This window comes from Helicobacter sp. 12S02634-8 (genome assembly GCF_002272865.1).
Classification (GTDB): domain Bacteria; phylum Campylobacterota; class Campylobacteria; order Campylobacterales; family Helicobacteraceae; genus Helicobacter_J.
The window spans coordinates 52,395-78,623 of the sequence record NZ_MLAP01000010.1; the positions used below are offsets into that span (position 1 = coordinate 52,395).

32 protein-coding genes are annotated in these 26,229 nt (G+C 41.6%); 3 read left to right on the forward strand and 29 right to left on the reverse strand.

From position 1 onward, the window contains the following. Positions 1–42 precede the first annotated feature (42 nt). A complete protein-coding gene (locus BKH46_RS07255; RefSeq protein WP_343286601.1) occupies positions 43–1,983 on the reverse strand; it encodes an acetate--CoA ligase family protein in 1,941 nt (646 codons plus the stop codon). A 141-nt stretch (positions 1,984–2,124) separates the two neighbouring features. On the opposite strand from BKH46_RS07255, the gene BKH46_RS07260 reads away from it, so the two are divergent. Next, complete coding sequence (locus BKH46_RS07260) at positions 2,125–2,949, forward strand: DUF5718 family protein (protein ID WP_095226170.1); 825 nt, start codon at positions 2,125–2,127, stop codon at positions 2,947–2,949. A 63-nt stretch (positions 2,950–3,012) separates the two neighbouring features. On the opposite strand, the gene BKH46_RS07265 is transcribed toward BKH46_RS07260, so the two are convergent. The 15 genes from BKH46_RS07265 to BKH46_RS07335 all read right to left on the reverse strand — a co-directional run bounded on the left by BKH46_RS07265 (position 3,013) and on the right by BKH46_RS07335 (position 15,762). Then, complete coding sequence (locus BKH46_RS07265; RefSeq protein ID WP_253248332.1) at positions 3,013–3,321, reverse strand: SMR family transporter; 309 nt, start codon at positions 3,319–3,321, stop codon at positions 3,013–3,015. A 2-nt stretch (positions 3,322–3,323) separates the two neighbouring features. Next, entirely contained in the window at positions 3,324–3,680 is a 357-nt protein-coding gene (locus BKH46_RS07270) for an SMR family transporter (RefSeq protein ID WP_095226172.1), read from the reverse strand. After that, positions 3,677–4,522: a prolipoprotein diacylglyceryl transferase gene (lgt, locus tag BKH46_RS07275; protein ID WP_095226173.1), complete on the reverse strand. Its 846-nt coding sequence runs from the start codon at positions 4,520–4,522 to the stop codon at positions 3,677–3,679. The genes BKH46_RS07270 and lgt overlap by 4 nt, the downstream gene beginning before the upstream one ends. Positions 4,523–4,534: 12 nt before the next feature. Beyond that, complete coding sequence (locus BKH46_RS07280) at positions 4,535–4,864, reverse strand: hypothetical protein (protein ID WP_095226174.1); 330 nt, start codon at positions 4,862–4,864, stop codon at positions 4,535–4,537. 160 nt (positions 4,865–5,024) lie between these two features. Next, positions 5,025–5,750: an RluA family pseudouridine synthase gene (locus tag BKH46_RS07285; RefSeq protein WP_095226175.1), complete on the reverse strand. Its 726-nt coding sequence runs from the start codon at positions 5,748–5,750 to the stop codon at positions 5,025–5,027. Positions 5,751–5,785: 35 nt separating this feature from the next. After that, positions 5,786–6,997: a lipid IV(A) 3-deoxy-D-manno-octulosonic acid transferase gene (waaA, locus tag BKH46_RS07290; protein WP_095226176.1), complete on the reverse strand. Its 1,212-nt coding sequence runs from the start codon at positions 6,995–6,997 to the stop codon at positions 5,786–5,788. Between the two features lie 9 nt (positions 6,998–7,006). Then, on the reverse strand, positions 7,007–7,717 hold the full coding sequence (locus BKH46_RS07295) for a zinc ribbon domain-containing protein (protein ID WP_095226177.1): 711 nt from the start codon (positions 7,715–7,717) through the stop codon (positions 7,007–7,009). A gap of 9 nt (positions 7,718–7,726) precedes the next feature. After that, a complete protein-coding gene (locus tag BKH46_RS07300) occupies positions 7,727–8,503 on the reverse strand; it encodes a Nif3-like dinuclear metal center hexameric protein (protein WP_095226178.1) in 777 nt (258 codons plus the stop codon). 79 nt (positions 8,504–8,582) lie between these two features. After that, the gene (glyQ, locus tag BKH46_RS07305) at positions 8,583–9,485 is read right to left on the reverse strand and encodes a glycine--tRNA ligase subunit alpha (protein WP_095226179.1); all 903 of its coding nucleotides are present in this window, start codon (positions 9,483–9,485) and stop codon (positions 8,583–8,585) included. A 45-nt stretch (positions 9,486–9,530) separates the two neighbouring features. Then, the gene (locus tag BKH46_RS07310; protein WP_095226180.1) at positions 9,531–10,472 is read right to left on the reverse strand and encodes an NAD(P)H-dependent glycerol-3-phosphate dehydrogenase; all 942 of its coding nucleotides are present in this window, start codon (positions 10,470–10,472) and stop codon (positions 9,531–9,533) included. A gap of 359 nt (positions 10,473–10,831) precedes the next feature. After that, positions 10,832–11,737, reverse strand: coding sequence for an SPOR domain-containing protein (locus BKH46_RS07315; protein ID WP_095226181.1), 906 nt, complete (start codon positions 11,735–11,737; stop codon positions 10,832–10,834). 20 nt (positions 11,738–11,757) lie between these two features. Then, positions 11,758–12,300, reverse strand: a complete 543-nt coding sequence (locus BKH46_RS07320) for a DUF1882 domain-containing protein (RefSeq protein WP_095226182.1) — start codon at positions 12,298–12,300, stop codon at positions 11,758–11,760. A 9-nt stretch (positions 12,301–12,309) separates the two neighbouring features. Further along, entirely contained in the window at positions 12,310–13,560 is a 1,251-nt protein-coding gene (locus BKH46_RS07325) for a serine hydroxymethyltransferase (protein WP_095226183.1), read from the reverse strand. A 1-nt stretch (position 13,561) separates the two neighbouring features. Continuing rightward, positions 13,562–15,085, reverse strand: coding sequence for a lysine--tRNA ligase (lysS, locus tag BKH46_RS07330; protein ID WP_095226184.1), 1,524 nt, complete (start codon positions 15,083–15,085; stop codon positions 13,562–13,564). 23 nt (positions 15,086–15,108) lie between these two features. Beyond that, positions 15,109–15,762 (reverse strand): CvpA family protein, encoded by a 654-nt coding sequence (locus BKH46_RS07335; protein ID WP_095226185.1) that lies wholly within the window; start codon positions 15,760–15,762, stop codon positions 15,109–15,111. Between the two features lie 122 nt (positions 15,763–15,884). Here BKH46_RS07335 and BKH46_RS07340 point away from each other — a divergent pair, with 122 nt between their 5' ends. Together BKH46_RS07340 and BKH46_RS07345 are read left to right on the forward strand one after the other, a co-directional pair. After that, positions 15,885–17,198 carry an apolipoprotein N-acyltransferase gene (locus BKH46_RS07340; RefSeq protein WP_172402595.1) on the forward strand — a complete coding sequence of 438 codons (1,314 nt, stop codon included), beginning with the start codon at positions 15,885–15,887 and terminating at the stop codon, positions 17,196–17,198. Between the two features lie 14 nt (positions 17,199–17,212). Next, positions 17,213–17,857 (forward strand): ATP-binding cassette domain-containing protein, encoded by a 645-nt coding sequence (locus BKH46_RS07345; RefSeq protein WP_095226187.1) that lies wholly within the window; start codon positions 17,213–17,215, stop codon positions 17,855–17,857. Between the two features lie 14 nt (positions 17,858–17,871). Here BKH46_RS07345 and BKH46_RS07350 read toward each other — a convergent pair whose 3' ends face one another. The 13 genes from BKH46_RS07350 to BKH46_RS07405 all read right to left on the reverse strand — a co-directional run. Beyond that, positions 17,872–18,786, reverse strand: coding sequence for a tetraacyldisaccharide 4'-kinase (locus tag BKH46_RS07350; protein WP_095226188.1), 915 nt, complete (start codon positions 18,784–18,786; stop codon positions 17,872–17,874). 150 nt (positions 18,787–18,936) lie between these two features. After that, positions 18,937–19,719: an NAD+ synthase gene (locus BKH46_RS07355; protein WP_095226189.1), complete on the reverse strand. Its 783-nt coding sequence runs from the start codon at positions 19,717–19,719 to the stop codon at positions 18,937–18,939. A gap of 385 nt (positions 19,720–20,104) precedes the next feature. Beyond that, positions 20,105–20,377 carry a hypothetical protein gene (locus BKH46_RS07360; protein WP_095226190.1) on the reverse strand — a complete coding sequence of 91 codons (273 nt, stop codon included), beginning with the start codon at positions 20,375–20,377 and terminating at the stop codon, positions 20,105–20,107. Between the two features lie 121 nt (positions 20,378–20,498). Continuing rightward, positions 20,499–20,630, reverse strand: coding sequence for a hypothetical protein (locus BKH46_RS09790; RefSeq protein WP_275542186.1), 132 nt, complete (start codon positions 20,628–20,630; stop codon positions 20,499–20,501). Between the two features lie 297 nt (positions 20,631–20,927). Continuing rightward, the gene (locus tag BKH46_RS07365) at positions 20,928–21,164 is read right to left on the reverse strand and encodes a transcriptional regulator (protein WP_095226191.1); all 237 of its coding nucleotides are present in this window, start codon (positions 21,162–21,164) and stop codon (positions 20,928–20,930) included. 178 nt (positions 21,165–21,342) lie between these two features. Continuing rightward, the gene (locus tag BKH46_RS07370; protein WP_143428926.1) at positions 21,343–21,729 is read right to left on the reverse strand and encodes a hypothetical protein; all 387 of its coding nucleotides are present in this window, start codon (positions 21,727–21,729) and stop codon (positions 21,343–21,345) included. A gap of 23 nt (positions 21,730–21,752) precedes the next feature. Continuing rightward, positions 21,753–22,703 (reverse strand): hypothetical protein, encoded by a 951-nt coding sequence (locus BKH46_RS07375; RefSeq protein ID WP_095226193.1) that lies wholly within the window; start codon positions 22,701–22,703, stop codon positions 21,753–21,755. A 25-nt stretch (positions 22,704–22,728) separates the two neighbouring features. Then, a complete protein-coding gene (locus BKH46_RS07380; RefSeq protein WP_143428928.1) occupies positions 22,729–22,995 on the reverse strand; it encodes a hypothetical protein in 267 nt (88 codons plus the stop codon). Positions 22,996–23,011: 16 nt separating this feature from the next. Then, the gene (locus tag BKH46_RS07385; RefSeq protein ID WP_095226195.1) at positions 23,012–23,989 is read right to left on the reverse strand and encodes a DNA methyltransferase; all 978 of its coding nucleotides are present in this window, start codon (positions 23,987–23,989) and stop codon (positions 23,012–23,014) included. A 1-nt stretch (position 23,990) separates the two neighbouring features. Further along, the gene (locus BKH46_RS07390) at positions 23,991–24,218 is read right to left on the reverse strand and encodes a hypothetical protein (protein ID WP_095226196.1); all 228 of its coding nucleotides are present in this window, start codon (positions 24,216–24,218) and stop codon (positions 23,991–23,993) included. Beyond that, complete coding sequence (locus BKH46_RS07395) at positions 24,202–25,671, reverse strand: DEAD/DEAH box helicase (protein ID WP_095226197.1); 1,470 nt, start codon at positions 25,669–25,671, stop codon at positions 24,202–24,204. Before BKH46_RS07395 ends, BKH46_RS07390 begins: the two co-directional genes overlap by 17 nt. 18 nt (positions 25,672–25,689) lie before the next feature. Further along, positions 25,690–25,938, reverse strand: coding sequence for a hypothetical protein (locus BKH46_RS07400; RefSeq protein ID WP_095226198.1), 249 nt, complete (start codon positions 25,936–25,938; stop codon positions 25,690–25,692). Between the two features lie 3 nt (positions 25,939–25,941). Beyond that, on the reverse strand, positions 25,942–26,229 hold a 288-nt coding region (locus BKH46_RS07405; RefSeq protein WP_216358709.1), incomplete at its 5' end, for a hypothetical protein.

Here is a 26,229-nt window from a genome sequence, read left to right on the forward strand (position 1 = left end):
GGGGGGGCTTCTTTGGGGCTTATTGGGGTGATTGGGGGCATATCATAGGAAAGATGTTGCTTCTGTGATACTTGCAAAGTATAGAATTTTATTTTCTCTGCAGAATTTTTTAGCCTCTTCGACCATCTCTCCACCGATCAATATAGGTATGACTTTGTGCTTATAGGTATTTTGGGCAAGGATTTGCACGCTTTGGAGGGGTTCTGTCATATCTTGGGGCGTGATGAGCATATAAATAAAATCAATCCCCTCAAAAGTATCAACAACATCTAAAGCGGCTTGATAGCGATCTGCGAGGGCGTCTCCGATGATATCAATGGGATTGTTGTGTGACCAATGCTCAGGGAGGATTGCATTGAGGGCTTGGATTTCGTGGGGTTTTAGGGTGTAGAGTTGTTTGCCTTTTGTGATGATAGCGTCTGTAAGCACAGTCCCTGGCCCTCCAGCGTTGGTGATGATAGCAATCTGTCTGTGATTATGGAATATCGGCTTTAAAATCAAGGCTTCGATATTATCGACCACACGCACATCAAGGCTTTTCATCAGACCTGCAAACATTTCATAATTCCCGCTCAGATTGCCTGTATGTGAAAAGGCCGCTTTGGCCGCTTCAGCGCTCTTGCCTGATTTGAAAAGAAATATCGGCTTTTGGGAGTTGCGAATATGTGTGAGTAGCTCTTTGCCCTTGCTGATACCCTCAAGATAGATAGAGATACTCTTGGCTTCAGGGGCTTTTTGGAGCATAGCGATGAGATCAGAGCTCTCTAAATCGATCGCATTGCCTGTGCTGAAAATATGGGAAAATCCAATACCCAAAGCATTAGCACTATCCATCAAAGCAGCCAACACAGCCCCAGATTGTGAGATAAAGGCCAAAGAGCCACTTTTGAGATTGCCTGTTCCAAATGTGAGATTGAGGTTTGTGGTATCGTTGAAATACCCCAAGCAGTTAGGGCCTAGGACATTGAAATTGTTTGCTAAGGCTAGTTTGCCGATTTCTTCTTCTTCATCTCCGTGGCCACTTTCTTTGAATCCTGCGGTGATGACAATGAGATTTTTGAGCTTGCGCTTGATGAGGTCATGGATTGTGGGGATTACATATTTTGCGGGGATAGCTAGCACAGCTGTATCGATATCGCCAGATATTGCATCGATACTTTTTAATAAAGGCTTGCCAAAGAGCTCGCCTCCTTTTTGGTTGACAAAAAATAATTCGCCCTTAAAGCCCAGAGAGTTTTTTGCTACCACATAGCCAGCTTTGGTTTTATCTGTGCTAGCCCCGATGATAGCGACACGATGGTTGGTGAGAAAATCAGGGCGTTTTGAGGTGTGGGGTTTGCTGATGGGGGTGCTTTCTCTTTTGATACGAGCATCTACAGCTACAAGCCCTTTAGGAGTGAGCTTTAATGGATTGATATCTAGCTCTTTGATATCGGGATTTTCACAGATGAGCCTTTGGATATTTTGGACTAAATTGACAACCTCGCTCATTGGGTGCTTGCTCCCTCGATAGCCTGCAAAGAGTTTGGAGATTTTGGTCGTTTCAAATGCACGAATAATCTCTGCTTCTTTGGCTTGTGAGTCGATATAGCAAATATCTTTATAAAGCTCTAAATAAATCCCTCCTTTTCCAAAGAGTATCACACTTCCAAAAGCAGGATCTTCGACTGAACCGATGTATAATTCCTCTCCATTGACCATTTGGGTAATTATGAAACAATCGTGATGATCCAGAGGGATTTTATGGACTTCTTGGATTTCTTTTTTCATTTCTTCTCTGGCTTTTGTGAGTTCTTCATTAGACCCTAGATGTAACCGCACTCCACCTACATCACTTTTATGGACGATTTTGGGGGATTGGATCTTTAAAACTGCAGGGAAAAAATCCACACAAATCTCCTCTTCCATTCCCACAACCTTGTATGCAGGAGTTTGGATCCCATATTGTGCAAGCCATTGATAAAGTTCGCTCTCTGTCATGATATCTCCTTGTTTTGTTTTGTGTCTTTATATTATAGATTAAGTTTTAAGTTTGGCTGTATCAAATTCGTTTTTTTATCAAATTTTATTTTTAATTTGCTATGATTTCCATCAAAATTTCAAGGAAGTGTGAAGGAATATATAATGAAAGATTATTTAGGGCTTGGTGTTGCAGGGAATTTTGCCAACCACTTAGAGCAAGCAGGGGAATCCAATGATTTTGCTGATATTGTAGGTGAGGAAAAAGACGCCCCTAAGGGGATTTTTCCTTTTTATATTCCTAAGAGCTCGACACCATTGGGGCGCTATTGTGTTGATAATCAGTCGATTATTTTGCCTCAAGATACGAGTTTGTGGGTGCAAGCTGAGCCAGAAGTAGCGCTAGAGTGTGATTTAGAATACAAAGATGGCAAGGTTGTTTCTGTTGTGCCGCATTATTTTATGGCTTTCAATGACGCTTCAGTGCGCAATGATAAAAATGCTAAAAAACTCTCTGCAAAGAAAAATTTTTCTATCGGCTCTAAGGCAATGGGTAAAAAGATTGCTATTGATTATTTCAACGCAGGGGGGGTCTGTGATGATTATTCTATCGCTTCTTTTCTTATCATCAATGGCAAGGCAGAGGCATATGGCGAACATAGCGAGTTGGTTGGCTATAGTTATTTTTATCAAAAACTCATCGATTGGATAAAAAACAAGCTCAATACTCAAAAAGAACACCAAGTTTTAGAAGACCTCCCTAATGTCCTCAAAGAATCAGGCTATCCCACTAAGCTCATCGTAGCCATCGGCGCTACGCGTTATACACATCTTGCAGAAACGAGATTTTTACAAAAGGGCGATGTGGTCGCTATCGTGGTATATAACCACAAAAAATACACTCTTTCAGATATTCAAAAGCTCATCACACAAGATTGTGTCCCTGCACATTTAGAGGGTATCTCACTCATCAAGCAAGCAGTCAAATAATCCCCTCCCTTTTTGCACTCCCTTGCCCTTAAAGGGCTTTGATATGGATTTGTAAATCTCAAATCAAATATGGAGCAAAACTACAGCTACCACCACAAGTATCGCTCCGAGCTTACCCAAGAGATTCAGACGCTCTCCAAAGAAATAATACCCCCCAAGTATCGTGCCTATCACCCCAATCGCTCCCCAAGTAGAATAAGCAATGGATAAAGGGATTTCTTTGAGCGCTAGACCTAAGCAGACAAACGCACACAGCACCAAAGCCATACACAAAATCCCAAGAAATTTATTTTTAAAGCCATCAGATTTTTTGAGCACAAGATTAGCAAGGATATCTAAAAGCGCAGCTAAGATGACAAAGACAAGATACACACTCATTTGATTTCTTCTTGTGTTTTTGTATGCGTTGTGTGTGTGCCTATGTTGATAAGAATAATCCCAAGAATACCCAATGCAATGCCTATTTTTTGATACGCACTCAAGACTTCGTCAAATACAAACACTCCCACCACAGCAATCCCCAAAAGTCCCAAAACTTCCCAAATCGCATAAGCTAGCCCTATAGGCATATGCCGCACGCAAAGCCCCATAAAATAATACGATCCAATAATAAAGCCCCCCATCACTCCATATCCCCATAGCGCCCCAAGGCTTGCTTTGAGCGAAATTGTAGCGATGAGTTCAGCAAAAATAGCGATGGATAAAAATATATATGCCCGCAAAGGTATCATTTGCTTTTTCTCCAGATAAAAGCCCAAAGCCCCAAAGAAAACCCTATCATCACAAGGCTAAGAATCTGTCCCATACTCAAGCTAAAGACATAATAGCCCATTTGCGGGTCAGGCTCTCGCCAAAACTCTGCAAGAAAGCGCATGAGCCCATATGCGATACCATAGACAACAATCAAAGCACCTTGTGCCCTAAAGATTTTCTTAGCACCCCACACCACCACAAAGACCACCACGCCCTCCAAAAACGCTTCAATGAGCTGGCTGGGGTATCGCAAAGCCCCATCAACGACAATACCGATTTTTTGCCCCCATGCATCATCAGAGGGGATCACGCGACCATAAAGCTCTTGATTCAAGAAATTCCCCACACGCCCAAAGACATAGCCCAGTGGCACGCTAAGGGCTACAAGATCCATATAGAGCAAGAAATTTTGGTGTTTTTTGTAAGCAAAAATGATTGAAGCAATCAAAAATCCCACCAATGCGCCGTGGTAGCTCATACCACGGATACCTATGAACGCGCCTTGTGCATCAAAGGGATTGAATATCTGCCAAGGGTGGCTGAGATAATACCAGCTATTGGGTTCATAAATCACGATATAGCCAATCCTAGCCCCTAAAATCACGCCAATCTCTACCCAGATAAAATAGCTATCGAGGTTTTTAGTGGTGATGGGGAATCGTTTGGGGTCGGATTTGATGAAATATTTTGCCATATAAAGGGCAGTGAGTAAGGAAAGCACATAAGCAATCCCATACCAATGTATCGGGAGTCCAAAGAGATGGAAAGCGATGGGATTAAAGTGTGTGTAGATTTCGTTCCATTGGCTGAGCTGGGGCATTGAGAGAGTCCTTTATAGATTTTTGATAGAAATTTCGATTTTTTCATTGAGCTCAAGTGTTTGAAAAAACCCAAAAAGTTTGATACTGTTGGTATAGAGTTTTAAGTCTAGCCCATCGTTTTCTTTGAGCTTGAGGAGGTAGCCTATCATCGGTAAGCTGATGGGGTAGGAATCAATCAAAAAAATAAAAATCGTTTTATCTCCGTTGGTATTTTTGAGGGCTTGGATTGTGGGGCGTATTTTTTCTTTGAATTCTAAAAACTCATCATCTGTCTTGACTTTACCCACACATCGGATAAAGGGCTCATTTTTGGGAGTTTGTGAAATTTCAATATGTGCCATCAGCCCTCCTTGGTATTGCTTGTTCTGCTTAGAGTTGATTGGTTATTATACCTTTTGAGTCTGAAGTATTTGTCATCAAAGTCTTGCTTGCATTGTGATAAACGCCCACTAAGCATTAGCCCAAGGTCGAATCAAGGGGGCTTGAGTCAAGGGGCTAAAATCAATAGGCGGGGAAGTCATTGGGTAAAGGCGAGGTGAAGTCATAGCCGAGTAGAGAAATCTTGTGTGCGTGCAACATCAAGCGCTTAGCTTTTGCGCCACCATAGAGCGTATCACCGATGATGGGATACCCAATGCTTTTGAGATGGACTCGGATTTGATGGGTGCGGCCTGTTTTGATGATGGCTTGGAGCAAGGTCTTTTTACCGATGATACTCAAAGGCTTGATTATTGTGAGGGCATAAAGCCCCTCAGGAGAGATTTTGCTTTTAGCGTGCGTGCCTTTTAAGGTCAGTATGGGCTTTTGTATCTCACACCCCTCAGCAATGATCCCCTCAGTGAGCGCTAGGTATTCTTTATAGACATTTTGTTTTTTGAAGGCTTGTTTGGCTTCTATATGGAAAGGGCTATTTTCTTTGATGAGTAAGATCACTCCACTTGTTTCTTTGTCTAATCGATGCAACAAACTCCAGCCTGCAAACATTTTAGCCAGTTGATAGCTTTCAAGAAATGGGGGTTTATCGATGGCTAAAATTTGTGTGTCTTCAAAGATGATTTTAGGCGTGGGTGTATGGGCGATGGTTAGGACACTTGTTTTTGCTAGCTCGGTGCGTGCGATGGTGATTTGTTTGCCATTGCAGCTCACGCGCCCCTCATCAATGAGGGCTTTGGCTTTTTTGTTGGATATGTGTTCTTGAATACTGAGGAGTTTATAGGCTTTTTCCATTTGTGCGTTCCTTTTGTGTGTCTTTGGTGTGGTTTTTATGTGTTTGTTTGGTTGCGATGGGTGGGGGATTTGATGGCTTCTAGGAGGATTTGGAGCTTGTTGTGTGAATCTTTGATCGAGGCTTTTGGGAGTGATTGCTCTTGGAGTAGGGTTGCTAGGAGGTCTTTGATTTCGATGATTGTATAGCCCTCAATGGCTTCAAATAAAGCATTTTGATTGAAAATATGGGGACCACTGATGAGCTTGGTATGGAAAAATGCTGGTTCAATGGGATTGTGTCCTCCGATTTTAGCAAAAGCACCCCCTAAAATCACAATATCACTGATAGCATAGAGATTACACAGCTCCCCTAGAGTATCGACAAGCAAAATATCGCAATCTTGCACAAATCCAGTTTCAGAAAAGACTTTATAGGTATAGCCACTGCCCTCAAGCAGAGTTTTGAGTAGATTTTCTACGATACCAAAACGTTCAGGGTGTCTGGGGGCTAAGATGAGCCATGTGCGTGGGCGTGAGTGTTTGAGAGATAAAAAGGCCTTGATGATGGGCTCTTCTTCTTTGGGGTGGGTGCTAGCTGCTGTGATGGTTAAAAGGGGGCTTTTGGGATAGGAGGCTGTGAGCGTTGGCTTGGAGATGATTTTGAGATTACCAAAGACAATAACGCTTTTAGCGCCAAGGGCTTTGAGTCTGTGTAAATCTTGAGATTCTTGGGCATAGATTGTATCAATGCACGCAAAGATTTTTTTATAAATCCACGCAAATCGTTTGTATTTGGGATAGGAGCGTGTGGAAATCCTTGCATTGATGAGTATGGTTTTAGCCCCTATTTTTTTAGCTGTCATAAAAAGCTGGGGCCATAGCTCTGCTTCTGTCACCACTAGAGTCTGTAAATGGGATAATTGCGACTTCCAAAAAGGGATAAAAATCTCAAAAGGCAAAAACTTGACTTCGATATATCCGAGCTTGCCATAAGTTTGTTTTGTGAGTGCGTATCCTGTTTGTGTGGTTGTTGTGATTAAAATAGGCACATTGCCCATTGCTCCAATGAGTGGCTCTAAAGATTTGATTTCACCATAAGAGCATGCGTGGAACCAAAAATGTGGGCGCGTGCGTAAAGAAAAGTCTTTGAGAAAAAATCTCGCAGGGATAGAATCTGTGTATTTGGACTTCAATGCTGCTAGCAATAGCAATGGCAAGGAGAGCACATAAAAAAATAAGGCGATGAGATAATAAACAACCCCAAACATCAAAAAGGTCTATACCGTTTCCTCAATATAGAGGATTCTCCCGCAATGGGTGCAAGTGATGATATCAGTGCTTTGGAGGATTTCAGCATATACGCGATCGTTGATTCTGATGAAACACCCCCCACAAGCTTGCTTTCTCACAGGCACAACGCTAGTGTTTTTCGCCCATTTTCTGACCTTTTCATAAAAGCCGATGAGTTTTTGATCCATTGTGACAATGAGTTTTTGCTTTTGTGCAAATATTTTTTGCTGCTCTTCTTTGATGGCTTGGATATCTTTCCCTACTTTTTCTTCAAGTGTAGCGATCGTGTCATTGATTGTTTGAATAGCTTTTTGCACTTCTTCTTGGAGTTTTGTGTTTGCTTCTATGTCTTCTTCGAGCTTTTGTATTTGTTTGTTGGCATTTTCTCTTTGCTCTTTGATCATCTCTTCTTCGACATTGAGAGATTTGAGCTCTCGCTCTGAGCGGACTTCGGAGATTTTTTTATGGATATTCTCTAAACGAGAGGCCATATCTGTTAATGTTTGTTCGTTTCTAGCGACTTGGAGTTTGAAATCTTTTTTCTCTTCTTGGAGATTTTGGCTTTCTGCTTCTTTGAGCTCTTTGGAACGGATAGCTTTGTCAAGCTCGCTTCTTTTTTGCGTGATTTGTGGTTCTAGGCTGTCGATATCTTTGTCGAGGTTTGATATTTGTATGAGCTGCTGGAGGTGTTTGTTCATAGTTTATCCTTATAGATATGCAAATGGGTTGTTACAATCTTTAATTATAGCTTGATAACCCTTAGTTTTCAAAATGCTTTTTATGATTTGTGGGAAAAACTTTTCACTTTGATAATGCTCCACATCAATCAAGCTAATCTGGAGCGAGCGTGCGATCATCGCATCGTGGTATTTGATATCCCCTGTAATCAGACAAGAGTTTGCTTTGAGGGCGTTTTGATACAGATATGCACTCCCTGCCCCGCAGACAATAGCGACAGATTCTATGATAGAAGAGCCTTGTGTGTATCGGAGTGGATTGATACCAAGTCTGTCTTTAATGCGATAGACAAGCGCTGTCAATTCGATTGGCTCTATCGCTCCACTTAAGGCGATTCCATCTTGGTGCAATCCATCAAAGCCCAAAACTTCTGTAGCAAAATAAGCATTGAGATGGGTGGTATCAAAGTTGGTGTGCATGCTGATGAGCGCACAGTCTTTTTGTATGAGTATTTTAGCGATATTAGCAGGATAAGTATCATAGCAAAATCCCTGCATGGGCTTGAAAAACAGAGGGTGGTGGGATATGATAAGACTCTTTGGAGGGATAGTGGCTGCGATGGGGAGTGTGACTTCTAAGCAGACATAAATATCTGTAAAATCTTGCTGCATACTCCCTAAGTTTAGCCCGCTATGATCCCAGCTCTCTTGGAGATTGAAAGGTGAGAGGGTGTTGAGGAGGTCATAGAGTGTGCTGACAGATTTTGATGGTGCTAACTCTTGTGGATTTTCAGTATTTTTTGTCATCATTTGACCTTATTCAACCTTATTTTGCCTTATTTGTCATTATTTGACCTTGATTTGCCTTGGGGGGGGCTTGCCTATTTTATGGTCTTTTGGCTTGTGTGCGGCTTTCTCGCTCTGCTTCTTGGTCTTTATAGAGGGTCGCACAGCCCTTGGCGATTTCACGGATTTTGAGGATATAGTTTTGCCTTTGGGCGACCGAGATAGCTTTCCTAGCGTCTAAGACATTGAAAAAATGCGAACTCAACATCGTATAATCATACGCAGGCAAGGGCAGCGCGGCCTCTAAACATCTTTTGGCTTCATTTTGTGTCTTTTCAAACATATCAAAAAGCATTTGTGTATCTGCGATTTCAAAATGATATTTGCTGAATTCATACTCGCCTTCTGCGTGCACATCTGCATACAAGACGCTCTCTCCATCGGGTTTTTGCACCCATTGGATATCAAAGATAGAATCCACCCCTTGGATATACATCGCCAAGCGCTCCACACCATAAGTGATCTCTACAGGCACGGGATCGCAAGGGATAGAGCCGACTTGCTGGAAATAGGTAAATTGCGTGACCTCCATGCCATCAAGCCAGACCTCCCAGCCCAAGCCCCACGCCCCTAAAGTGGGCGATTCCCAATTATCCTCGACAAAACGAATATCGTGTTCTTGTCTATTGAGTCCTAGTGTTTGGAGGCTTTTGAGATAGAGTTCTTGGATATTATCGGGGCTAGGTTTGATGAGGACTTGGAATTGATAGTAACTCCCAAGGCGATTAGGATTTTCGCCATATCGCCCATCTGTGGGGCGTCTTGAGGGCGCGACATAAGCAGCACTCCAAGGCTTGCTATCAAGGCTTTTTAGCAAAGTTGCAGGGTGGAAAGTCCCTGCGCCTGCAGGAATATCATAAGGCTGGACAATCAAGCAACCTTGATTTTTCCAGAAGTTTTGGAGTTTGAGCAAAATATCTGAAAAGCTATTTCCATCTGTCATGAGAATCCTTTATTTTGTATGCAAAATGACACACATTGTGTGATTTCATCGTTTCATCAATGCTTCCATACTCTCAAGAGGGCTTTTACCCCCAATGATAGCTTGCACCTCTGTGGCAATGGGAGTATAGATCCCCTCTCTTTGGGCGATTTGCGTGATGGCTTTGGAGGTTTTGATCCCCTCAGCGACTTCTCCTAATTCCTCTAAGATAAGCTCTAAGGGCTTATTTTGCGCTAGTCCTAGCCCTACGCGATAGTTGCGAGATAGCAAGGAATTAGCTGTCAAAAACAAATCCCCCGCACCCGATAATCCCAAAAAGGTCTGTAACTTTGCCCCAAAATATTCACCAAATCGACTGATTTCTACAAGCCCACGCGAGAGTAGCGAGGCCTTAGCATTTTGCCCCAACCCTAAGCCATCACAAATCCCTGCAGCAATAGCGATAACATTTTTATACGCCCCTGCAATCTCTCCACCGATCACATCATCTTTGACATAAGGCTTGATAAAACTTGGCATCATATCAGCAAAAGCATTGGCAAGCCTTGCATCATCAGCGTGCAAGCACAAAGCACAAGGCAAGCTCATTGCCACTTCTTTAGCAAAGCTAGGGCCTGCTAGGAAGCAGATATTTTCTTTTGGTAAGAAATTTTGGGCGATCTCACTCACAAAAGCCCCGCTCCCCTCTTCGATCCCTTTGCTAGCGATGAGTATTTTTGCGCCCTTTTTTTGCCCCAAATCTGTTTGTGTAAACCACTCTCTGAGGGCTTGCACACTGATAGCGATGACAAAAATCTCAGCTTCTAGTCCCTCTTTGTGTGTGCATTGTCTGATAGGGGGGCGTCTTTTTTGCTCCAAGCTTTTATTCAATGGAGTTAGCATTGGAGTTATATCTCGCCTTGAAACGATGGAGATTTCGTTTTTTTGTCCTAAAGCAAAAGCGAGGGCTCTCCCCCACGCCCCACCGCCAAAAATCGTGATTTTCATTTATATTTGCGTCCTCACTCACTCATCAATCTATCGACACAACATAACATTGCTTTTCTTAAGTCCCATTGTTTTTCTCAATCTCTTGTCCCAAAGCCTTGCATATATCTTTATTCTTAAGTCTAATTCTTAAAACTTAAAATCCAGCTTCTTAAAACCCGTTTGCCCTTGCTGCCAAAGGCAAAGAAAGCATTATCCACATTGCAGTCTTGTTTTGCATTTTATCGCAGTTATATTAATACGCCCTTTATGGGGTATGTGTGAAGCCCCCAAAATCATATCAATATGTGAAATGTGCTTGAACCCCCTCCTCGTTTTTTATGGGAATTTCAAGCAAGTTTAAGCCCAAAAGGGCAGGATTATTTGACTTGGATATGGATAGGTTTTGTGATATCAGCTGTAATTTTAGCGATATCTTTATCAGCCCCTGCTCTTGAGGGATAAGGCCCGATTAGGTATTTTGTGATGGTTTGATTGTTATCTATGGTGCTTTGGGTGCGATAGCTGTATTTGCTGATTTTGTTTAAAAACTCTTTATTGGGTGTTTTGCTGAAAGCTCCCACTTGTAGATAATATCCCGCAGTAGCTGGTGTGCCGTTTTTAGCTTCTTTGGCTGGGGCTTTTGCCTTGGGCGCAGTGGCTGTGTTTGCAGTCTTTGGCGTGGTAGCTTTGCTTGCAGGGGCTTTTGTGGCTTTGGCTTCAGGGGCTGTTTTTGCCTTGGGTGTGGTGGTTTCTTTGGGTGTGCTTGGAGTGGGCTTTTTGGCTTGAGTGTTTTGGGCGTGGTCTAAAATACCTGCTTGCATGTGGTCTTGTGTGTTATTGGGTAAGGTCGTAGTTTTTTCTTCTATTGGGCTAGTTTGTGTGCTTGGGGCTTTTTCTTGCTTGCTATCTTGTGTGTTTTCTTTTGTGATTGGAGGATTGCTAGCGAGTTGCTTGGATTTGATGTCTTGGACAATTTTGTCAAATTTATTTTCTTCTTCAGTTTTAGACATATCATCGATGGGGACTTGGTTGAAATCATCATTACTATCCAAACTATTATCCAAAGCAGGGTTGTGCATAGCGTCCATTTTTTCGATTGAGCTATCTGTATTAGCCATTGGCTCTTTTTGTTCAGGGCGCGTTAGAAAAAACACAACCACCAAAAGAATCAAGACGACAATAATCGCAATGACAACGAATAGAATCATCTTTTTGGTCTTAGCCGATCGATCGGCCCCCTCTTCACCTAGTAAAATCTTGTTTAACTCTTTTTTGTCTTCCATTTGTTACTCCTTTGAATAGATTAAAGATGTTTGGCCCATGAGGCGCCACGTTCTTTTGCATAAATTTCATAAGGCAAGGCCAAAATATTAAATTCTTGGGGCATTTCATCATTGGGAAATACACGCCATTGTGTTGGGAGGCTCATTGAGAGCTTCATGGATAGTTTTCTTGCAAGCCGCTTGCCCTCGCCCAAATCTGTATGGCCTTTATGGATATAGAGATGGAGATGGCCAGGTGTTTTAGAACAAAAGGCTGTAAAATTCATAAAACCCTCTTCTCTGAGCATGAGTTGGGCTCTGTGGTAGAACTTTTGTGTATCTCTACCATTATAGTCAAATACGATATTTTCAACCTGATTGGTATGGAATATCAAATTATGTGCGATCACAATCTCTTTTTTCAAATGCCTTTGGATCAAAGAGCTAGTCAGCATCGCATCTACGCGTTCAAACTTATCAAAAAATACCCGACCCAAATGGACACTTTTCACGCCCAAGCCCTCTTTTTTCTGGTAATAATGGGTGGTTTGCATTTTGATAAGATTTAAATCCATTTCCCTCATAGAGCCACTTTAAAAAATAGGTTTGTCATAGACTTTGAATCCCTTTGTGAGTTGTTTGATTTCTTCTTTGATACGCGCTTGGAGGGCTGTGTTGTTGATATCGTCTAAAATATCAGCCATTTTATTGCCTATCCATTCAAACTCACCCTCTCGCATACCCCTAGAGGTCAAAGCAGGCGATCCCACACGGATACCACTTGTTACAAAAGGACTGCGGTTCTCTCCGGGCACGGTGTTTTTATTCACAGTGATCCCTGCATTACCCAGTGCGATATCAGCATCTTTGCCACTAAAAGGTTTTTGGAGGAAGCTCATCAAAACAAGATGGTTGTCACTACCCCCACTGACAAGATTATAGCCCCTATTTATCAACACAGAAGCTAGTTTTTTGATATTTGCTTTGACTTGTTTGGCATAGGTCTTCCACTCAGGCTTGAGATTTTCGCCAAAGCCTACAGCCTTGCCTGCGATGGTATGCATCAAAGGCCCACCTTGGAGTCCAGGGAACACGGCTTTATTGATTTTTTGGGCGAGCTCTTCATCATCAGTGAGGATAATCCCTCCTCTAGGCCCGCGCAAAGTCTTGTGTGTTGTGGTCGTTACGATATGGCAGTGTGGGAAAGGATTGGGGGATTCACCAGCAACGACTAGACCAGCGATATGGGCTATATCTCCCATCAATAAAGCCCCCACGCTATCAGCGATCTCTCGGAATCTCTTGAAATCTAGCTCGCGAGTATAAGCAGAGAATCCGCATACAATGAGCTTGGGCTTGATGAGTTGGGCGCATTGTGCGACCTTGTCATAATCAATCCTCCCATCTAGCTCCACGCCATAAAAAAAGCTTTGATAAGTTTGCCCTGTCACACTCACCTTAGCGCCATGTGTCAAATGCCCCCCATGGCTTAAGTCCATACCAAGTATTTTGTCATAGGGCTTGAGTAAGGCTGCATACACAGCGCCATTGGCTTGACTGCCTGAGTGGGGCTGGACATTAGCAAATGCACAGCCAAAGAGTTTTTTAGCACGTTCAATTGCGATAGTTTCGATCCCATCGACATATTCACAGCCCCCATAATACCTTTTGGCAGGATAGCCCTCTGCGTATTTGTTAGTCAGCACGCTCCCCATCGCTTCCATCACGCTAGGGAAAGTGTAGTTTTCACTTGCTATCATCTCAAGATGGTCGTTTTGTCTTTGGAGTTCTTTTTGGATAAGGTCAAAGACCTCTTTGTCTGAGTGTTGCATAAAATAATCCATATTATTCCTTTTCTTGTGTGATTGAGGCTTCATAGTCTATTTTGGAGGGTTTCATCGCAGGGAAGAGGATCACATCTTTGATGGTTTTAGCGTTTGTGAGTAGCATGACTAGCCTATCAATCCCAATCCCTTGCCCTGCTGTAGGGGGCATGCCATAGCCCAATGCCCAGACATAGTCTTCGTCCATATATTGCGCTTCTTCATCGCCAGCGTCTTTGGCTTTGACTTGTGCTTTGAATCGCTCTAATTGATCGAGTGGGTCATTGAGCTCGCTGAAACCATTAGCGATTTCTCTCCCTCCGATGAAAAGCTCAAAGCGATCAGCGATTTGAGGGTCTGTGTCATTGCGTCTAGCTAGAGGGCTGATATCGATGGGGTATTGTGTGATAAATGTAGGGTCAATGAGCTTGGCTTCTACAAATGTATCAAAGGCTTCAGTGAGGAGCTTGCCATAGGTCATATTGGTATCGATTTTGATTTGATGGCTTTGCAGAAAATTTTTGAGTTGAACGGGGTCATCGATGATGGCTTTTTCTATCCCACCGATTGTTTCTAAAGCTTGTTTATAGGGGATAATTTTGAAATTTCCAAAATCAATTGTATGCTCTCCATAAGGGATTTTCTGGGGTAGGTTGAGTTGGGCGAGGAGATAGGAAAAAAGCTTTTGAGTGAGTGCGATGAGGTCTTTGTAAGTTTTATATGCCCAATAAAATTCAATCATTGTGAATTCAGGATTGTGCGAGTGGTCCATGCCCTCATTTCTGAAATTTCTGTTGATTTCAAACACAGCTTCAAAGCCTCCGACAATCAGGCGTTTGAGATAAAGCTCAGGGGCAATCCGTAAATAGCGCTCGACACCAAGTGCGTTGTGGTGTGTGACAAAAGGTTTTGCATTTGCCCCGCCAGGGATAGGGTGGAGCATAGGCGTTTCTACTTCTAAAAACCCCTCTTGTTCAAAAAATTTTCGTATGCTAGAGATAATGCGGCTGCGGGTTTCAAACACTGCCTTGATGTTGGGATTGGCGATGAGGTCGAGGTATCGTTGGCGATAGCGCAGTTCAATATCTGTGAGTCCGTGGAATTTCTCCGGTAGGGGAATGATGGATTTAGTGAGGATTTTAAAATCGAGGGCGTGGATACTGAGTTCGCCTGTTTTGGTTACAAATGGATAGCCATAGACATTGACAATATCGCCGACTTCAAGGGTTTTTTTGATGGTATTGAATTCTTCTTGGAGATCGTTTTGAGAGAGATAGGCTTGGAGCGTTTGGCTTGCGTCTTCGATTTTGATAAAACACGCCTTACCCATCAAACGCAAAAACTTCACACGCCCAGCAATGGCGTATGTTTGTGTCGTATCTTTGGAGTCTTGGGGGTCTTGCACATTTTTGAGATAGTCAAATTTTTGGATAAATTCAAGATGGGAGATTGTCTTGTTTGCGTCATTGCGATAGGGGTTTTTACCCATATCTCTGAGGTCTTGTGCCTTTTGGATTCTTTGTTTTATGTATTGATTTTCAAACATATCTCTTCCTAATTTTTCCTAATTTATTGTGCTTGCTCTTGCTGGGGCGTTTCTTTGGGTGAGGTGGTGATACGCTCTAGCCCTGATTTGATGGGGTCAGTAAGGCCTTGTGTGGTGTCTTTGATACCATTGAGAGCGTTTTGCACGCTTTGAGCTGGCTTTTGAGTGAGATTGTTGATTGCATTGCCTGTGTCTTGCACGCTTTGGAGCTTCATGATTGTAGCAGAGATGGTATCCATTATGCTATAAACGCGACTATTTTGTTCCATATAGTTTGCAAAGCTTTTCATGAATTGCAGTTGTGTGATCGCATAGAGGATAAAACCTAAAATCAAAAATACCTTACAACACGAAAAGATAAAGCCCAATGCCTTATCTACGATAACAAAATCACTGACTTTAATGAGCTTGCCGATGAGAATTCCAAAGATTAAAAACGCGACCCAAATCACAGCAAGGATAATCACAAATCCTATCAAACTCCCAATAGAGGGGCTATTGAAGTTATGGATATTGACATTGAGCCACTCTCCCATCAAGCCAGCAAATCGCGAGGCCAAAAACACGCCCACCACGACACCTAGCACCCCTGCTACCTCACTGATAAAACCATTATAAAAGCCCCTGAGTCCGATGATGCAGATGATGACAATCAATAAAATATCTATATAGCCCATATCCCACTTCTGTAATTTCAGTTTTAAAAAGCTATTATTTTACAACAAATAAACTAAAAATAAAAAGTTTTTCATTTTGGGGTTAAAATCTCAGTATCAAAAGCAAGTATATGGGGTTATCAATGGTATATTTTCAAGGACACAAACACAAGGGACAGGGCATTTTGTCTTGGTTGTATCGCTCGCAGTTTTCTATTATTAATGCTTTCTTTGCTGCAGTGATTTTTCTTATCCCTGTTTATGGGGCTATGCTGTTTTTAGCACAAGATTTGAGCGTGGGGGCGTTGGTGGTGCAGAGTATTTTTGCTCCCATTGCGATTGCTATATGGCTTTATCTGCCTAAAAAGGCGAGTTTTTGGTTTGGCTTTTTGGTGGGATTGGGGTTGTTTTATTGGGTGGGGCTTAGTCTGCGCTTTTCAATGCTAGGCTTTTTGATCCCTTTTGTGATGGTTTTGGTTGCTTTGGTTTATGGGGTGATTTTTTATTGTTTGCTTTTTTATCAAAATCTAGTTTTTCGGATTGCGAGTTTGCTATTGATGGGATATATCCACCCTTTTGGTTTTGATTGGCTGACTTTTAAGATGTTTTTTTCTTATAGTATTTTTGGGATTGATAATTGGAGTTTTTTTTGTTTGATTTTGGGCGTGGGGCTGGTGTTGCGTTTTAGGAGGTATTATAAGCTTTTGGGCGTGGGGCTTTTAGTCATGGCAGTTTCTTGGAGTGGATACAAGGGGCAAGATATGGCGCTTGCTTTAGAGGATATAGCAGTTACAAGCACACATGTGAATCAAGATTTTAAATGGCAGAGTCAAAATATCGAGCAAATCATTGGGGGCAATCTTGAGCATATCTATCAAGCCATTGCAAAGGGTAAGAAAATCATTATTCTCCCAGAAACGGCCTTTCCTTTTGCGCTCAATCAAAGCGATTTGATGGGGACACTCAAAAATTTGAGCTATTCTATCACCATCATCACAGGGGCATTGCGCGCGCAGGATAAAGATGTTTATAACAGCACTTATATATTTGAAAAAGGTAAATTTTCTTATGCTGATAAGGTCATTTTAGCGCCATTTGGCGAAGAGATACCCTTGCCTGATTTTTTAGCTAAGCCCATTTATCGGGAGTTTTTTGGTGGAGAGATGGGCTTGAGCGCGGGGAGGGAGTTTAAGCATTTTATAGCAGAGGGGCTAGAATTCACGCCAGCAATTTGCTATGAGGGGACAAGCGAGCGCACTTATGCGCACCACCCTAAATATATGATTTTGATGAGTAATAACGGCTGGTTTGTCCCGAGTATTGAGCCTTTTTTGCAGAGGTTGTTGATTAAATACTATGCTAGGGCTTATGGGACTATTGTGATCCATAGTGCTAATCAATCTTCTGCGTATGTGGTATCACCAAATATTTTGGGCGATATAGCGATCAAATCATGAGATGAGGAGGATATATGCTAAGGGCTAGACAAATTTCTCATAGCTTCGAAACTTTGCTTTATGAAAACCTTGATATGAGTATCAATGCAGGCGAATCAGCAGCGATTTTGGGCGTGAGTGGGAGCGGGAAAAGCACGATTTTAAATAATCTTTCTACAATGCTAAAGCCTCTCAAAGGGCGTGTGGGGCTTTTGGGTTATGAAGATATTTATGCGCTCTCGCAAGAAAAGCTTTTGGACTTGCGCCGTTATGATGTGGGGATCATATTCCAAGCGCATTATTTATTCCGCGGGTTTAGTGGGGTCGAGAATCTCCAAGTGGCCTCGATACTTGCTTCTTTGCCGATTCAAGATAGCTTGTTAGAGGATTTGGGTATCAAAGATGTGGTGCATCAAAATATCGGTGAGCTCTCTGGAGGGCAGCAGCAACGGTTTTCTATCGCTCGTGTGCTGACTAAAAGGCCTAAGATTATATTTGCTGATGAGCCTACGGGCAATCTCGATAAGCAAACAGCTCATAATGTTATGGATATGATCCACGCATATATTCGCACACATCAAGCTAGCCTTGTGCTTGCTACGCACGATGAGGGGATTGCTAGGAGATGTACATATGTTTTCAGACTCCAAGATAAGAAGCTAACGCCCATCAAGCTCTAAAATCAAGGGCTTTGTTAGCTTTTATGGGGGCTATGGGCTTGGATATAGGCGTGGATTTTTTCTTTGATATGGGGGGCGATTTGTAGATTGAGTTTTAAGATACTCAAAGGCAGGGGGCAGTTTTGGAGCTTGACAGCGTCTTTTTGTGTGACAAGCAAAGAAGTGGCCTGATGGGCTTTTGCGGCCTTGCAAAGGTAGTCAATATCAAAGGTCGCATGGTCGCTAAAGGTGATTTTACCCACGACATCAGGGAGGTATTCTTGGAGTCTTGATGGGTTGGCAATGGCTGTGATGAGGAGCATTCTTTGAGTGGGCGCGATGACTTGGACTTCTCGTTGGTATTCTTGACCCTCAAGTGCGAGAATATCAGCAGTTTTATATAGACGTGGATTTTCTCGATACAGCCCTGAGGGGATACAGAGCTTAAAATACGGCTCTAGTTTGGGCTTGAGTAAGATATTGAGTTTTTTGTATTGGAAACGGAATCCATCATCTAAAAACACAACCTTGCAGCCGAGTTCTTTGGCCTTTTTGATGGCTAAATCTCTTTGTTTGCTGACAATGATTGTTGCATTTTTAGCCATTTGGGCGAGCATATATGCTTCATCGCCAGCTTGGGCTTGTGTGCTGCATATTTTACCTTGTTTGCTTACGATTAAAAGCCCCTTAGATTGGCGTTTGTATCCTCTGGAGATGATGGCAATATTGCTATAGTCTTTGGTGATTTCAAGGATAAAGGGCGTTTTGCCACTGCCACCAGCGATGAGATTACCCACGCTGATGATGGGGATATGGAAGTCTTTTGTTGGAGCGATTTTACGCCTAAGGCTTGCAGCCAAGCAATAGAGCACAGAGAGAGGGAAGAGGGCGAGGGCTAGGAGCTTTTGGGACAAGCTGGGTTTATAAAAATATCGGTCAATATATCGCATTAGCCCCTCATATTTTTCTCATTTTCTCTCATTTTTTGCTTATTTTCGCCCATATCTCATATCTTACACCTCATATCTCATATTTCTTGTATTTTTACCACATCTTTTACCCATATTTTGCCATCTTTGCCATATTTTTTTGGGGAGGGGTTATGGTCTGTAGATGATCGGAGGTATGTGCTTGAATAGATTTTTCTTGATTCTAGGCACGATAGAGTTAAGCATTTCTTTGTCATAGCCTAGCAAGGCTAGTTTTTTGGTATCGATTTTAGATAGATCATCATAAGTTTTGCAAATATCTACGAGCAATTTATCGACAACTTCATAGCTATAGCCCAATTCTTCTTCATCGCTTTGCCCTGCATAGAGATCAGCACTAGGCTTTTTATCGATAATGCGTTTGGGGATATTGAGCAGTTTGGCTAGGGCATAGACTTGTGTTTTATAAAAACCTCCAATGGGATTGAGCGCATAGGCCAAATCGCCGTGTATCGTGCCATAGCCTAGCATGAGTTCGCTTTTGTTGCTTGTGCCGACTACGAGTGCGCGGATTTCTTGAGAGAGATCATATAAAAGTGCCATACGCACGCGCGTGCAGAAATTGCCCTTACGGATAAGGTTTGCTTCTTTGTGCTGGACTCTAAAGGCTTCATCATAAGCAGTGATGGGCTGGACTTGATAGGGGATTTCAAACTGCTCGCACAAGGCGATACCATCAGTCAAGCTTGATTTAGATGAAGTGATAGAGGGCATTAAGAGGGCTTGGAGATGGTTACCAAAAGTCATTTTACACAGCACAGCCACCACAGCACTATCCACGCCCCCACTCACGCCGATGATGACACGATTGAAGCCGCGATTTTTTGCTTCTAAATACAAAAAATTAATCAGAGTCTTGACAATATTTTGGGGCAATGCTGGAATGTTACTCATAAGTATCCCTAAGATAGTTTGATATGATTTGTGCTAATTGTATCAAAAATATTTGTTGGAATAATGAAGATTTTAGCAATACTTGTATTCTTATCCCCTCCTTTAAGGAATAAGACCATTATCCCCTCCGACGCTAATATCCAATGGCTTATTTTATCTATATCCCACCAATAGCCCATAAAATAGGCTTTAAAGTTTATTCTGTCCCTATTCTGTCCCTAATTTCTGAAAAAAGAGGATTGCTCCCCTTAAATCTTAGCTTTTGGGATTTCAAGTCTTAACTCCTTGCTTTTATCGTGCGATTGGGTAACTTTTCTATTGTATTGATGGGGTATTGATTATGGGGCGTTGGGATATTGATGGGATAAAGAGGGCTGTTTTGCCCTCAATCGATGGTTTTCCATTTGAAAATATCGTTTGTTTCTATGAATCTGCTAAACCCATAAATGCTATGGCTTTGGGCTTTCAAGATTGTCATAATGCCCTCAAGGGGCAATTCATAGGTCATGCAGTCATTAGGTAGGTTTTCAATATAATCTGCTAGAACTATTGAAAGCAACATCTGCGCTTGTGCGTTGATGTATTCAAATTTATTGAGTTCATCTAAAATCAACGCCCTGTCTTCCTTGGTTAATTCCAATCCTATGGGTTTTTTCATTTTGACTCCTTGTCTAATTTATTTTAATTTGGGATTTCTTTATGAAATCCTAAGACCACTCTAGGGATTAAAAATCCCTATCGCCCCTCAAAGCTAGAGTTATGATAAGCTTCGCTTCTCATCAACTCGTTTTCAGAGGTTTTGACTCCCTCTCAAGCTTTTCTATGCGTTTTTGCAATCTACTGACCCACAGCACCAAACCTACAATGATGATAACTTCGGCAATTTCTGCGATTGTATTTATCCACTCCATTTTTACTCCTTATGATATAATCTAAAACACACAATGTTAAGCGCCTTGTTAAGGTGTTGAGTGGGGGTTACCCACTCCATACCTGTATCACCTTTGATACAAGATAGATAATGGTTGCCATTTTAATGGCTAGGGTTAGGATTTTATCTAGCTTCTTCATTGTGTGTCCTTTCTTTGGATTTAAAAGTTAGTGTTTCTAACTTTTATGACACAATTATACCAATATTAATAACATATGTCAATACTTTTAGTTAATTTATGTAATTTTTTTATAAGAGAAAGTTAGAAAAGCTAACTTTATAGGGTGTTTAGCATTTCTTTAAAAGACTGAATGATTTTGATTTTTTGCTTCAACTCTCTATTTTCTAAAAAAAGACAGATAGCTTTTTCGATTTGGGGACTGACTGAATTCGTAGAAGATGCTGTTTTTAGTGTTCCCTCTGTGTATCCTATCGCCTCTCCTAGCTCTCGATAGGTCAAGCCTAGCTCTTTGGCTGTCTTTTTGATGAGGTTTGGCTCTTTTTCTTGATTCATTTAAAGCTCCTTTTCATATTATTTTTATTGGGATTTCTTTATGAAATCCTAAGACCACTCTAGGGATTGAAAATCCCTATCGCCCCTCAAAGCTAGAGTTATTCCGACTTTGTCGTTCATCAACTCAGTTTTTAAAGGTTTTTGACTCCTGTCCTTAGATTTTATTTATCACTGCACTTTAAAGTATCTTTGAAAGAATCGCATTGACAACAGCATTAAACCCCTCTCCTCCTGCTATTTTTGACATTTCAATCAGCATTTCACCATAGCTTTTGCCATTTTCTTGTATGCTTTTTGGCTTGGATTTAAGCAATGCAAGGGCTTTTCCTGTCAAGATACATTCTGCCCCATAGTGATTGGGCGTTTTCATTTTGATATACCCCTCCTCAGCCAACCATTGCAAAGTCCCAATGAATATTTTATTCTCATAGGGGTGTTCTAGCTCATTGACAAGTGGTATCTTAGTGAAACTCTCGATATGTATCCACTTTTTCAATGGGAATTCCTCTAAAAGCTCTGTAAAAATCAGCCCTGTGTATCTGTCAAAAAGTTCGATATTTTTCATTTCTTTTTCCATCTCCTATTTTATCATTTTTTAGCCCTTGTTTTTGGGCTTTTGGGCGTTGGTTCTAGCCTAGCCCACGCTTTGAAATCAATCGCCCTCCTTAGGTCGTTTAGCTTTTGGATTTGCTTGCCCATCATCTCCACAGACACGCCCATTATCCCACGCCCTCCTAGCTTTTGGGTGATGTCATTGAGGATTGCTACGCCATCATTGGAGCCATCTCTTTCAATCCAATCAAAAAACCTCGCCTTAGTCTTGATGGTGATTTCTAGGCGTTTCCAATCTTTGAGTTCAGGCTTGATTTGCTCTTTGTGGTATAGGGTTTGTTTTTTGTATTTGTCATATAAAAGAATTCTTAAAAGCCCTGTGCTAGGGTCAGGATTGTTGAGGTATAGACTGCTCCCCTCGTTTCTGATGTTTGGCTTTATCTCTTCTTGCTGATAATTTCTTGTAGCTGTTTCAAAGAGTGGGCGATTTGCGTTATTGACACTCTTATCCCAATCAAAATCAACTGCCAAATCTAGGCTATGGACTTTATACCTTTTGAGAAATTTTTTAAGTATTTTAAGGGTCAAAGGTTCGATGTCCTTGCTTGGTTGGTGGAGTCCTGCAAAAACCACTTCTGAGTAATATTCATAGCTTTTTTTGTTGTTTTTGGAGTATTCGTGGCAGTTCTTGGAGTTTTTGATAATGAGGATTGTGTTGGATAATGACTTGACTCCACGCTTGAGATTGATATATTTAATGTCTAGTTTGTGTTTTTGATTTTCAGATTGATAATTTTTAAATTTTTGCTTGACATAGCTATCGACTTGTTTATTTCTTGTGGTTTTGCGTTTTTTGCTGAATAGCTCTAGCTTACGCAAGAATATATTCAATGATTGTGTAGACAAGACAAATCTAAAACTATCCACGCCTGCAGAGTATTCTCTATAGGCTTTGATGGTGGTAGTTTTAAATGTGGGATTTGTCATTTTGAGTATTCTTTTATCTCTTAAATTACTTGATGGCTTGCCATTTATGAGGTTGATTTGTGAAACAATAGCTTTGGATTGCGTTATCCCTAGCGTTTTCTTCGCTTGTGGTAGCGATTGTTTTCAGACTTCCACTTTCAAAGCCCAATAATACGCTCACGCCATCTATCCTGCCCCCTACAATGCGACTAAAACCTTTTAGTCTAGGCTCGTGATTGGGGTCAATCTCTTTAAGCTCAGGATAGGGGCGTTCTTTAATCTCATCACTCATTACATAAATTTCTGTTTTCATACTTGCCATATTTTGCTTACTCGCTTATGGTGGGGGGTGTGGGGCTTGTTTGGTTGAAAAGGTTAGTTTTTTCAGAGATAACATTTGAGATATTCTCACAAGCCACACGATAATAGCTCTCCTTGAGTTCGCTTCCGACAAAGCCTCTGCCTTGTCTGATAGCTCCGACTCCCTCGCTCCCTATCCCCATAAAAGGGCTATAAACGATTTCATTAGGGTTGCTCCATAGCTCAATGGCACGCCCTATTAAATCAAGCTGTAAAGGGCACATATGCTTTTCATCGGATTCATCTTTTGCAATGTGCGCATTGAGCGTGTTTTGTTGGTTGATATCAAACCAAACAGGGCTAGCATATCTCTGCCAAACATTGATACTATAAAGGCGTTTTAAGTCTTCATCACTTCTATAATCATCACCACTGACCCTAATACTGCTAGCCCCTAGGTAGTCATAAAACGCCTCTCTGCTTACAGGCTCTGTATTGGGCTTATCGGAGGGCTTTTTTAAAATCACTAGATAATCTGCCCTCCCTTGTCTGCTCATTGTGGAGTCTTTGCATAGCTGTTTGTATAAAAGCCCTATGCTCTTTGTGCGTTGCATTTCAACAACGGGGTCTTTCCATATCGTTACTCGGCTATGGAAGATAAACCCCTCGTTGATGTGTTCTTGGATAATTCTGCCTTGAAAGTCCTTGAATCCAATCACGCCATCTTTGCCCTTGAGTAGTTGCAAATCGCAGCAATGGATAGCTACTAATCGATGAGGCTTTAAAATCCGATACATTTCTTTAATCAAATAGCGATACTGCGTGAAAAATTCATCATCGTTCGTGCAGTTTCCCATATCTTTTATTGAATCGCTATAAACAAACACATCAGAAAATGGGGGACTATAAATGCTAAAATCTATGCTATTGCTTGGGAGTTGCTTGGCTAGCTCGACACAATCTGAATGATAAATGCTGACCTTGTGTGCTTCATTGATGTATTCCATTTTATGCTCCTATGGTTTGGATATTTGATATTGGATTTTCTATTTCTGTGTAGTCTTTGAGTCTGTCTATGATTTTGTAGTTAAAATCATTTTGATAAGCTATTTCAAAGCTCATTTTCTGATATATCAGCCCCTTGTAAGTAAAAAAATATCTAGGGCTATAATCAGCATTTGTGCCTTTGATGAGGTGCGTGTCTTGAAAGTCTTGAAAATTATGATATACTTGCATATTCACTCCTTAGAAAATTTGGGATATTGACCTCTTTTATTTGCAGATTGAAAGGTGTGGATTCGTTTTTGAAAGCACACACGCTCTGAGTCATCGCTTGCTTCATTTGTTCGTGTTGTGCTTTCTTTCCTTGCACGACCTCCCAAACGCTCGCTTCATTTGTCGCCAAAATCACATAAACATTGACTTCGTTTTTCTGACCAAAACGCCACATACGCCTGATAGCTTGATAATATCTTTCATAAGAATAATTCACGCCCAAAAATATCATATGGCAAGCCCTCTGAAAGTTCATGCCCATACCTGCTATGCTTGATTTTGTAACCAATATATCCATCAGTCCATCAGCAAAGTGATTTAAATTCAGAGCTTTCAAGCTGTCATCATCCGAGCCGATAACTTGTCTTATGCGTTTGAGTGGGTATTTTTGTTGGAGTGTTTTTGTGATTTTTTCACTCTCAGCGTTTGTATCGACCCATATGAGGATAGGTCTTTTCTCAATCGTGCCTTTTTGGATACTATCAATGATTTCAGTCGCCTTTGCAATCCTCAAATCAATCGTTAGCTTTTTGTTTTTAGCGATTTTGGTCGCATTTTGTTCGCTGAAGCCAAACAACGCTCCATCTGCTTGATATGTGTAATCATCAAATTCAATCTTAACGATATGCTCTCTTAAAGGTGGCAAAATATGCGCGCTTGCGTCATAGCCCAAATCAGAGGGCGTATTGACACACTCAGCCCAAGAAGACACCCACTGCCAAAACTCTCTTTTAGCGTGGTTTTTTAATCGCCATTCCCCTGTGTTGAAAGTATCATTGATAAAATACCTTGAGAGCATTTCTGTGCGTGTGCAGACATTTAAAAACTCTGCGTGATTGCCTAGCTCCATAAAGTCATTAGGGCTTGGCGTGGCTGAGCTTGCTAGCTTAAATGGTGTTTTGGCAAACTTCTCAATCAGCCCTTTTGTTGTCGCCCCTTCAAAAGACTTCAATATGGAGCTTTCATCAATGGCTACGCCTGCAAAACAATCTGCTTGAATATACCTCATCGCCTTAGCATAGCTGATAAGATAGACTCCCTCTTGCGTGGGCATTTTCTCCCCCTCATAGCCTAGCATTTTTGTTAAGGGGATTTTGAATTTATTCGCTTCTCTCTCTAACTGAAAGCTCACAGCCAAAGGGGCGATAACTAACACAGGCTTTTTTGTGTGCTTTGCTACTGCCTGAGCCCAATTCAAAAGTATCAGCGATTTGCCAAGCCCCGTATCCACAAACAGCGCATATTTGCCTTTCTTGCACGCTCTTTTTAAAATCTCTGCTTGATAAGGGAATAAATTCACATTGAGCCACTCAGGGCTAACCTCAAAACCACTCGCATTAAATGTTGGTTTTTTGGTTTGGATAAACTCTAAATAGTCCATTTCTCGCCTCTCTATATGCTCAATACTTATCATTTGCTCTCCTTTCTTGCCTTATTTTGGGAATCTAAGCTCATTACACACCATCCACTCAGCGATATCATTAGCCAAAAATACGCGCTTGCCCTTGAGCTGTGTGTATTTGGGTATATCTGTGTCCCCTCTTTGGATTTTGTTTTGTATTGTCTTTTCTCCGAATTTAAAAAACTCACCAAACTCATCTAACTCCATTATCGGGCCATACCTCATCACTAGCGACTGCGTGATATGTATCACCATTTGTTTTTCAAAATTTATCCCCATACCTCACTCCTTGCCCTCTAGCTCTGAAACTCTTTTTTGGAGTTTTTGTATCGTTGCAAAGAGCATCTGCATAGAAGCTGTGAGGTCTTTGAGCGTTTGGGTTTGGGTCTTGATAATCCCCTTTAGCTCATCGATTCCATCGTTTGGCGTGCTTGGTTTGTTGGGTGTTTTCAGACTTTCTTGAAACTTGATATACAATTTCCCGCTATACCCCCTCTCCCTCTCACACCTCATCGCACACCCCCTGATTCTTCGCCTCTCCGACATACTCGACATAGCCATCTTTGATGA